This is a genomic window from Ruegeria sp. MALMAid1280 (assembly GCF_049195285.1).
In the GTDB taxonomy this organism is placed as follows: domain Bacteria; phylum Pseudomonadota; class Alphaproteobacteria; order Rhodobacterales; family Rhodobacteraceae; genus Ruegeria.
Genome location: NZ_JBMIRT010000018.1, coordinates 1 through 9,696, shown reverse-complemented (window position 1 = coordinate 9,696; position 9,696 = coordinate 1). Strand labels below are relative to the sequence as shown.

The following is a 9,696-nucleotide window of genomic DNA, read 5'->3' as shown; positions in this document are numbered from 1 at the left end:
ATTTCACATGAGACCGGGCAACCAAAACTTTTCAGCATCTTGTTTATGGCCTTGATACCGGCCGTATTTGCTCCGCTTTTGTCGATGACAATCTTTCTCGGAAGGCTGTTGACCTCCAGCATCCGGGCGAAGAATTTGGTGGCGGCGGGTTTGTTTCGACGCTGCGAAAGCATGAAACCAAGCGTCCTGGCGTGCTTTTCGACAGCTTGATAGAGATAGACCCACGCGCTTTTCACCGTGATGTAAGTCTTGTCCATTCTCCAAGAGCGGTCGCAAGATATTTTGCGACGACACGCGGCCTCAGCAATCGCGCCAGAGTATCTTGCCCCCAGCGGTTCAGTGTAGTGTGGTCCACCGAAACACCGCGAATAGGATTACATCTTTCGAAGATTGCGCACCCTTGAACGAAATCATGAGCCGATTTTCGGCTGAATTACACTGGCATCTATTCACTCTCTGCGTTCTTGAGCGTCAATGGTCAGAGTTTGCAACAGAGCCCTGCGAGTGAATGGCTAAACCCAGAAGTCCAAGGCAAATGAATTGTTTCTTTCGGATCATGTTGAGGACTTCAATGCCAGCCATGATCGCGATCGCAGCAGCAAGTTGTTTGAAATCGCGCATGTGCTGGGCACTGGTCTTCCCAAATACCTGCGACACAAGCTAACCGAGCACGTTCAGGTCGATAAACGCCACATTGCATCGCTCGTATGCTGAGAGGTGGCGAGTATCCTTAGTCTTCTAACGAGCAATGGCACACCATCTGCATCAATTTCGATGTTCGAGACTCAAAAACACCAAGGTTCGATTGAATTGGCCCTTGTCTTTTTGGGCAACGCGAAAAAAGCCTTCAGAAGTGAAAAGTTCTCTGAGCGCGTAACTGTCAGGGTGGTTGACTGATCCGTCATGTTGCGTCCAAGTTCCCTCTTTGCAACGTGCTACTTCGGTCCAGAGGTCGTGAAACGTGCGTATGGCGTCAGAGTCCCGGAATGGAAACTCCCATCGGCATGAAACGCCTTGGACATTGGCCAGGCCAACAAACGTTTTGCACATTGCTCCATTCGGTGAGAGGCCAGTGGCATTATAGTTTTCAAGCGCGGAAACCCGGTCACATTCGCCCGCGAAACCGGTTGTTGGTGAAGTTGCAAAACCAAGCCCCAAAAAACAAACGACCGCAGCTTTGGCCGTTTGTTTGGCAGTCACGTTTTTATTCGGCCGCGTCCGGGACATTTTTACTGGGGTAAACCCCTTTCACGCGCTCTTTTGCTGGATCAAAATGCGGGAACGGAACAATTTTTGCCTTCAGGCGTTTTTGCTGCCCATCCAGTTGGCCGATCTCAATGTCTTGCCCCTCCAGCGCATGGGTTGATGCAACCCGCCCGAGGGCGATGACATTGCCAAGAACAGGCGATTTCATTGCGCTGGTAATCTCTCCAACCTGCGCTTTTCCAACGCGCACGCAATCGCCGGGCGAGGGGACCGTGCCGCCTTCGATCTCGAAACCGACCAGTTTGCGATGCGGGTGTGCTTTGCGCTCTTCGATTGCTACCCGTCCGATGAAATCGTCGGTTTTTGATTTCAGTGGCACAGTAAAGCCGATGCCAGCCTCAAACGGGTCCGTCTGATCGTCGAATTCCGACCCGGCAAAGATCAATCCACCTTCGATCCGCAACATGTCGAGCGCCGCAAGCCCGAGCGGTGCGATGCCATATTCCTGACCGACTTCCCAAACGCGATCAAAGATCTCGACGGCATCTTTGGGATGGCAAAAGATTTCGTATCCAAGTTCACCGGAATAACCGGTTCGGGAAATGACCACCGACGTCCCCTGCACATCGCCCACGCGTGCGACGGTAAGCCGGAACCATGGCAATTCTTCGATCGTCGGTTGCTGAGGCGGCGTCCAGAAGATCTTGGAAAGAATGTCGCGACTGTACCGACCCTGCACCGCGATGTTGTGCAAGTGGTCCGTCGAATTGCGCACCCAGACATTCATATTGCGTTTGAGCGCCTGCTCCTGCAGCCACAATCCGCTGGTATCATTCCCGCCAATCCAGCGGAAGTTTGTGTCACCCAAACGATAAACAGTACCATCGTCGATCATACCGCCGTGCTCATAGCACATGGCCGTATATACGACCTGACCAACGCTCAGCTTTTTCATGTTGCGGGTCACGCACAGCTGCATCAGTTCTTCTGCGTCGGGTCCGACAACCTCGTATTTCCGCAATGGGCTCAGGTCCATGACGGCGACCTTGTCCCGACAGGCCCAGTACTCGGCAATGGCACCATGATTGGTCATCGTGTTGGGCAGCCAATAGCCATTGTATTCGACAAAATCACGGGTATGCCGTGCAAAGCAGTCGTGAAATGCTGTTTTCTTGGTTTCTTCCACATCCGCCTCCGCAGATTTTCTGTAGCCGTAGGATCGTTTGAAATCCTCGGTCGCTTTGTAGGTTCGCACCTGAATATCCGTTGGGTTCCAGCCATTGGCTGGGTCGATGTCGCAGGGGCAGCCGGTGCTGACACAGACCAGATCCGTCAGTGCCCGCAGCAAGACGAAATCACCCGGACGTGACCACGGATCGTCCATGCCAATGGCATTGGTGTCGTCCAGCATTGTGTTGAAGAAGAAATTGATCGCCGGCCAGCCTCCGCGGGGCTTGATGCCGTACTGGTCCAGATCCTTGTTGATATTGTCCGAACAATTCACGTGACCTGGATAGCCAAGGTCTTCGTAGTACCGAGCCGTACAGGCAAGGCCGAACGTGTCGTGCCGTCCGCAAGTGTCTTGTACGATTTCGACCAAAGGTTCCTGATCGACTGACCAGTATTTCGAGAAGATCCCTGGTTGAGGATACAAACTGCCCATCAGGCTGCGGGTTGTTGTCGGGTCAATTTCACGCTCGATTCCCTGATCCAGAGCGCGGCGACTGAAGGCCTGGAAATCAGAACACTCACGTCCGCGGATATCCACGATCTGTATGAACTCTCCTGCCTTGACCTCATAGGACTTGGCATTGCCCGGCTGAATGTTGATGTCCTTCAAGGGATCAGCCAACGGATCAGGCGGGCCGACATCGGGCTTTTCCAGCCCGGGTGCAGAGCGTTGGATATACAGGATGATATCCGTGGGTGGGTTGTTGTTTTCGGGGCGCATCGCCTTGCCAGGTGCGGCGACAATCAAAAGGCCATCGTTTTCCGCCACGAAATGGACCATGTCACCTGGCCGAGACCCATCGGTAAATGCGCGGATTGCGTCGCCTTTTCCGATGTCGAAACCGGCGACCTCCAGAGCTCGCAGTACCTTTTTCCCCGAAGCGGAGCCATTTGCCAGCGTTGCAATCAGCCCTTCGGCCCGCCCATACCCCTGCGCGCCCAGCATGGCTGCATCGGAGCTCCGGTCAGGGGCAAAGAAAACCATTTCGGCCGGTTGCATCCCATCGCGATCCAGCAAAGTGATGGTATCACCCCTGGACACCGAAACAGCGCGCGACCCCATCCCGGGAACCGGGTGGCGCTCTGTCCCATGCGGCAGGATCGGAAGGCCAGGGGCCAGAACCCCGCTGCGTTCGAATGGAACTTCGAAAACCGGCTTCACATTCATAATGCACCTTCCTGAATGGATTCCGTTGCACCTCGGTGCGTGACTATCAAAAGACACCCCGCCGCCGTACGCGAGAAATGGCTGGACCCGGCAGCAAGGCTGACAAAGTCCCCGCTGCGATAGCAAAACCCATCGTGATCGGTCAGATCGCCTTCGAGAACAAAGAACTCTTCCGGCCCGTGATGGATATGAGGATTCGAGCGTGTGCCCGGCGCCATCTTCATCAGATAGCTGCCTTGCCCGGTTTCCTCATCAAAGCTGACGTTCTTCCACCAGACCTGCTCGTCTGGCAGGCCCTCCATCCACATCCGGACAAACCCTGTATTGTCGAAACGGGCCACACTGCGCCTGTTCTGTATCTGTGCCATCTCAGTCTAGCCCCAGTCGCTTTTTACGCTGTTCCGCCCAGCTGCTGATGGCCATGTCAAAGGTCAGCGCCATCAGCGACACGTTCAGGCCAAGGACAAAGTTCTTGCCCAACTCGGTGCCTGCCAGTGTCCGCTGCAATTCCTGTCCCAGATCCTGTGTGCCGATGAATGCGGCAATGATGACCATGAAGAACGAGAACATGATTGCCTGGTTAAACCCGACCGCCATTGTCGGCAGCGCCAGAGGGAATTGCACCGACATCAGCTTTTGTCGACGGGTCGAGCCGGACATGTCCGCCGCTTCGGTCATTTCCGGCGGTACACTGCTGAGACCAATAATAGTGTACCGGATCAGCGGTACAGCGGCGAAGATCAGGATCGAGAACACAACAGCCACATCATTGACGCCGAACAACATGATCGCAGGGATCAGATAGATGAAGCTTGGGAAGGTTTGCGCGGTGTCACAGGCCAGCAGGATGCTCTTGGACCAGCGGGTGGACCGGGCCGCGACAACACCCAGGGGGATACCGATCAACGTCGCCAGCGCGACCGCCGAAATCACGGTGTAAAGCGTGATGACCGAACGATCCCACCAGCCCGAGAAAGCCACGATCGTAAAGAAGACTGCGGCAAAGATGCCGGGCCTGCGACCGCCGACCCAATAAGCAAAGGAAACCACCAGCAGGATGAAAGCAGGTGTCGGAATGGCAAGCAGTGTGTTCCGGAACGGGATCAGAACCTTGACGTTCAGAAACCAGCGCAACCATTCGGTTGTCCCTTTGATGGCATCGATGGCCAGGAACGACTTGATAACCACGTCGATTTCCTTGCCCTGGCTCAGATGCTGCTTGCGACCGACCTCGGCCAGGATCGGGAAAAGCTGTGACAGCAGAGTGAATCCAACAAACAGACCCAGTGCGATCAGCGAGATCTGGTGCCGTTTCCACCACGGCGTACCACGTTCGAAGTGAACAGGTTGTTTGACGACCCAGGCCTTGGACATCCGGTCAAGCGTGACTGCCAGAAGAACGATTGTCACACCAATCTCAAAAGAACGCCCTAATTTGAAACTGCCCATCATCGCCAACAGCTTAGCACCAAGGCCGGGCATGCCGATAAAGGCGGTCAGCACCACCATAGCCAGACACAACATGATCACTTGGTTAACGCCAACCAGAATCTCGGTGCGTGCGGCGGGAACATAGACATGACGCAGCATCTGCCAGCGGGTGCATCCGGACATCTTGCCTGCTTCGATCACTTCGGGGCTGACTTTCTTCAGGCCCAGAGTGGTCATCAGGATCATCGGTGGGATAGCAAAAGTAATCGTCGCGACGGCCCCGGCTGTTGGTCCGACTTTGAAGAAAATTACGGCGGGCAAAAGATATGTAAAAAACGGCAGTGTTTGCAGAACGGACAAGACAGGTTTCAGCATCCGTTCAAACCAGCCGTATTTCCACGCAGCGATACCCAGTGTTAAACCCAGCAGAAAGGCCAGCGGTGCCGCAACCACAATGACGGACATTGTCTGCATGGCAATCTTCCACTGTCCAATCGCTGCGGTCCAGATGAAGGTTCCGGCCCCCAAAGCGGCCAGCCTCCAGCCGCCAACAGCATAGCCGACGACGGCTGCAACAGCGGCGATTGCCGACCATGGGATTGGCCCCAGATAGGGCCAGCGACGCTTGCCCTCCAATAGGTTTGCTGAGGTGTCCAACAAGAACTCAAGCGGGCCTTCAGCGATAAAACGGGTGACGTAGATTAGGCCAAGGTCATTTTGAATGAAGTCAAAAATAGCGTCCAGAACCTGTGCCGTTGGCGGGATTGCAGCCTCTGGGATGCGGTTCAGCCATTCAGGCAGAACACCAAAAGCCTTCGCAAGGATCAGCGCAAATGCCGTAGCCAGCAGTGCAGTAAGCACGCGCATGCGTCCCCACGGTCTATCCGAGGTTTCCGGCAGTTCAGTGGACAGCGTCGCCATCATTCCGCTCCGAGCAGAACATTCAACGCGGCATCGCGTTCCAGAACGCCGGTGACAACGCCTTTGTCATTCGCGACTGGCAACAGAATGCGGTTGTCGTTGACCAGAACCCGGGCCAATTCGTGTATGGTTGAACCGCCATTGATTGGCGTGCCTTCCAAGGTGTGCCCGTTGACCGGTTTTGCCAGTCCTTTTGCGTGCACCACGCGGGCTTTGTCGATGTCCTCGGTGAATTTCGCCACGTATTCCGTGGCGGGGTTCATGACGATCTGATCCGGTGTATCACATTGTTCCACCGCGCCATTGCGCATGATCGCGATCCGGTCTGCCAGCCGCAGCGCCTCGTCAAAATCATGAGTGATAAAGACGATGGTCTTGCCCAGCATCTCCTGCAGGCGCAGGAATTCATCCTGCATTTCACGGCGGATCAACGGGTCAAGGGCCGAGAATGGCTCGTCCAGAAACCAGATATCCGGCTCAATCGCCAAAGACCGGGCAATGCCGACACGTTGCTGCTGGCCGCCGCTGAGTTCGCGCGGGAAATATTCTTCACGGCCCTCAAGGCCAACCAATTTGACAACTTCCAAAGCGCGCTCGCGCCGGTCATGGCGATCTTGGCCGCGCATTTCCAAAGGGAACGCCACGTTGTCCAGAACGGTACGATGCGGCAGCAGGCCAAAGGATTGAAATACCATGCCCATCTTGTTGCGGCGCAACTCGATCAGGTCACGCTCACTCAGGCTCATGATATTCTGACCGTCGACCTCAATGGTGCCGCCAGTAATGTCATGCAGCCGCGAGAAACACCGTACCAGGGTGGATTTTCCTGATCCCGACAGCCCCATGATGACCAGCATTTCACCCCGGCCAACCTCAATCGAGACATCCTTGACCCCGGCGATGTAGCCGTCAGCACGAATCTCGTCGAAGCTGTGGCCTGCCGGCATGGACTTCAGATAGCTCTCTGGCGAGGATCCAAACAGTTTCCAGACGTTTTTGGCTGAGATTACAGGCGCTGTGATGGACATGGCTGCCTTTCTTTCTTGTTGAGCGTGGCCTTACTGCTCTGAAATCAGTAAGGCCGCGCCAGTTTCGTTGTGTCGGGACGCGTTATCAGCTGCAGGCGCTGATCCAGGGATCAACAACAGCGCGGTTGGCATCCAGCCATTCAGCCGCTGCATCTTCAGGTTCCAGCTCGTCTGTATCGACCAGCTTGGCCATTTCCGCGATCTGCGGATTGGTGAAAGAGATGTTGGTCAAAACGCAGTAGGCTGTTGGCCACTTGTCCTTCATACCATCCCATGCCGCCTTTTTCAGGTAGCCGGTGGCCGGGTTGCCGCAGTCATACAAAGCATCCGGGTTCGGACCGATAGACGGGTCTTTGTCGCACCCGTCTTCCCATGCAGGGAATTCGACAAACTCGCCCGGCCAGACGGCCTCGGCAAAGTTGGGTGTCCAGTTGAACACCAGAACCGGTTTCTTGTCCGCTTCGGCCGCACCAATTTCGGCCCACAGAGCCGCCGCCGAACCCGCGTTGATCACAGTGAAGTTCAGATCCAGCGCTTCGGCACGTTCCTTACCGTGCTTCAGCCAGTCGACCGGACCATCCAGATAGCGGCCCTTGTCGCCTGTCTCGGCCGTTGCGAACAGATGCGCGCAATCGTTGAGGGCTTTCCAGTCCGGCAGGCCGGGGCAGGACTCTTTGGTCCACAACGGGTACCACCAATCCTCGCGCGTAACCGCATCGTGATCGCCCGCGTCATGCAGACCGCCCTTTTCCAGCGCGGCGCGGAAGGATGCACCAAACGCGCCTTCCCAGACTTCCATCTCAAGCGTGACGTCGCCCAGGCGCACCGACTCGTACACCGCCTGACTGTCCGTCGTGACGTATTCGACGTTGTCGCCAATCTCTTCAAGTAGCTGGCCAGTAACGTATGACATCACGATCTGGCTAGACCAGTTGTGAATTGGGATGATGATCGGATCGCTGCTGTCTTCCGCAATCGCTCCGGTGCCTGCTATCGCTGCCAAGGTTGCAGCAGAAAGTAGATTTGTGAGTTTCATGTTTGCTCCCTGAGTGAAGTTCATTTTCGAATTGCGGACTCTTCCGGCCCCGAATATGCGCATTCTGCCCAAAATCACGCCAGACGCAGAACAGAAATTTGCGAGGCTTTGCCCACAAATTCTTGAGGCTAGTCCGGTTTTTCGCTATTTTAACAGCCAGTTGCCCAATCGGAATCGAACTGATGCGGGCAAATCCTTTCGATTGCGAACACGTAAAGATTGGGACTCCGCCCTCGAATGCCGAAGAAAGCACCAGTTACCGGTAAGATTCTGCCGCCACTTGATTACCTTCTGGCATTTGAGGCCGCAGCAAGGGCTCAGAGCTTTGCGCAAGCCAGTAAAGTACTGAATATTTCTGAGACTGCCATCAGCCGCAAAGTGCGTTTGCTAGAACAGCACTACGACGTACCCCTATTTGTTCGCGGGCATCGATCCGTCTCCCTGACACAGCAGGGTGCCATTTTGTTGGCAACGGTGGAAAAGTCACTGGACCTGATGCGGGATGTCAGCCGCGACATGTTGGCCAAACATCAGGCCAACACGGTTTCGATCTCTGCGACAAATTCTGTTGCTTCGCTCTGGTTGATGCCGCAACTTCGCAAATTCAACAAATCCAACGACCGTATCCGTATTTCGTTGGTATCGTCCGACAGCGATGCGGAGTGCCTGTCTGACTCGATGGACCTGACGATTTTGCGAGGGGACGGAGACTGGCCTGGTTACGAAGCGCAACTTTTGTTTGGCGAAACAGTTTTTCCAGTGTGCAGCCCCGAGTATCTAAAAAGCAACTCCAGAGCATCCGATCTGGCCGCATTGCCGGAACTGGACTTAATTGAAGTTACCAGCAGTCACGCCGAGTGGATGACATGGCGCACCTGGCTCGATGGCAATGGCATTTCAATGTCGTTGATGGAGCGCGCAGTTGCGTTCAATACGTATCCTTTGTCCATTCAGGCCGCGGTCGACGGTCTGGGGATTGCATTGGGTTGGGCCCATCTCGTGGATCCGTTGCTTGACAGCGGAGCGTTGGTCCGACCAGTTCAGGATGCATCGGTGCGAACTCATTCGGGATATTACTTGTTGAAAAGCCCGACACACAAACCGTTTCCCGAACGGCGTATCGTCGAAGACTGGTTGCTGGGTCTCAGCGCCGGGCGAAAAAGATACGGGTAGTTTTTGGAATTGCTTCGGCGTCAATAGCGGCCCAGAAATTCCGGGTCAGTGACTGCGGTCGGATTCTAAAGTTGACTGGCGGGAAAAAATATTTACCGTAAAGAATTATCCCGACTCTGCACCTTGTCGTTACTCGATCGGGTCTGGATGTGTTTGGCCTACTTTTAAAGGGACCCTGCCCAATGAGTTACAAATCCGACATCGAAATCGCCCGCGAGGCGAACAAGAAGCCGATTCAGGAAATCGGCGCCAAGATCGGCATCGATTCCGCCGATCTGCTGCCCTATGGCCACGACAAGGCGAAGGTCAGCCAGGACTTCATCAACTCGGTTCAGGACCGTGAAGACGGCAAGCTGATCCTGGTCACCGCGATCAACCCGACCCCGGCGGGCGAAGGTAAGACCACCACCACCGTGGGTCTGGGCGATGGCCTGAACCGCATCGGCAAGAATGCGATGATCTGTATCCGCGAAGCCTCGCTTGGCCCGAACTTCGGCATGAAG

The 9,696-nt window shown here is 55.2% G+C and carries 8 protein-coding genes and 1 pseudogene; 2 read left to right on the top strand and 7 right to left on the bottom strand.

Going from position 1 to position 9,696, the window contains the following annotated elements:
- The 7 genes and pseudogenes from ACOQFT_RS00250 to ACOQFT_RS00220 form a co-directional block, all read right to left on the bottom strand.
- Positions 1-367 (bottom strand): annotated as a pseudogene (locus ACOQFT_RS00250) (DDE-type integrase/transposase/recombinase); the annotation flags it as partial.
- A 398-nt stretch (positions 368-765) separates the two neighbouring features.
- Entirely contained in the window at positions 766-1,200 is a 435-nt protein-coding gene (locus ACOQFT_RS00245; protein ID WP_421596068.1) for a hypothetical protein, read from the bottom strand.
- A 4-nt stretch (positions 1,201-1,204) separates the two neighbouring features.
- Positions 1,205-3,604 carry a DUF1989 domain-containing protein gene (locus tag ACOQFT_RS00240; RefSeq protein ID WP_421596067.1) on the bottom strand — a complete coding sequence of 800 codons (2,400 nt, stop codon included), beginning with the start codon at positions 3,602-3,604 and terminating at the stop codon, positions 1,205-1,207.
- Complete coding sequence (locus ACOQFT_RS00235; RefSeq protein WP_421596066.1) at positions 3,601-3,972, bottom strand: cupin domain-containing protein; 372 nt, start codon at positions 3,970-3,972, stop codon at positions 3,601-3,603. Before ACOQFT_RS00235 ends, ACOQFT_RS00240 begins: the two co-directional genes overlap by 4 nt.
- Position 3,973: 1 nt before the next feature.
- Entirely contained in the window at positions 3,974-5,956 is a 1,983-nt protein-coding gene (locus ACOQFT_RS00230) for an ABC transporter permease (protein WP_421596065.1), read from the bottom strand.
- Positions 5,956-6,984 (bottom strand): quaternary amine ABC transporter ATP-binding protein, encoded by a 1,029-nt coding sequence (locus ACOQFT_RS00225; RefSeq protein ID WP_421596064.1) that lies wholly within the window; start codon positions 6,982-6,984, stop codon positions 5,956-5,958. The genes ACOQFT_RS00230 and ACOQFT_RS00225 overlap by 1 nt, the downstream gene beginning before the upstream one ends.
- A gap of 85 nt (positions 6,985-7,069) precedes the next feature.
- Positions 7,070-8,020 carry an ABC transporter substrate-binding protein gene (locus ACOQFT_RS00220; RefSeq protein ID WP_421596063.1) on the bottom strand — a complete coding sequence of 317 codons (951 nt, stop codon included), beginning with the start codon at positions 8,018-8,020 and terminating at the stop codon, positions 7,070-7,072.
- A gap of 237 nt (positions 8,021-8,257) precedes the next feature.
- Here ACOQFT_RS00220 and ACOQFT_RS00215 point away from each other — a divergent pair, with 237 nt between their 5' ends.
- Positions 8,258-9,193, top strand: coding sequence for a LysR substrate-binding domain-containing protein (locus tag ACOQFT_RS00215; RefSeq protein ID WP_421596062.1), 936 nt, complete (start codon positions 8,258-8,260; stop codon positions 9,191-9,193).
- 182 nt (positions 9,194-9,375) lie between these two features.
- The coding region (locus tag ACOQFT_RS00210) for a formate--tetrahydrofolate ligase (protein ID WP_421596061.1) at positions 9,376-9,696 on the top strand (321 nt) is incomplete at its 3' end.

Excerpts from the sequence above, each read along its gene's own strand:
- ACOQFT_RS00240 (WP_421596067.1), bottom strand. The coding sequence starts at position 3,604 with ATGAATGTGAAGCCGGTTTTCGAAGTTCCATTCGAACGCAGCGGGGTT.
- ACOQFT_RS00235 (WP_421596066.1), bottom strand. The coding sequence starts at position 3,972 with ATGGCACAGATACAGAACAGGCGCAGTGTGGCCCGTTTCGACAATACA.
- ACOQFT_RS00230 (WP_421596065.1), bottom strand. The coding sequence starts at position 5,956 with ATGGCGACGCTGTCCACTGAACTGCCGGAAACCTCGGATAGACCGTGG.
- ACOQFT_RS00225 (WP_421596064.1), bottom strand. The coding sequence starts at position 6,984 with ATGTCCATCACAGCGCCTGTAATCTCAGCCAAAAACGTCTGGAAACTG.
- ACOQFT_RS00220 (WP_421596063.1), bottom strand. The coding sequence starts at position 8,020 with ATGAAACTCACAAATCTACTTTCTGCTGCAACCTTGGCAGCGATAGCA.
- ACOQFT_RS00215 (WP_421596062.1), top strand. The coding sequence starts at position 8,258 with ATGCCGAAGAAAGCACCAGTTACCGGTAAGATTCTGCCGCCACTTGAT.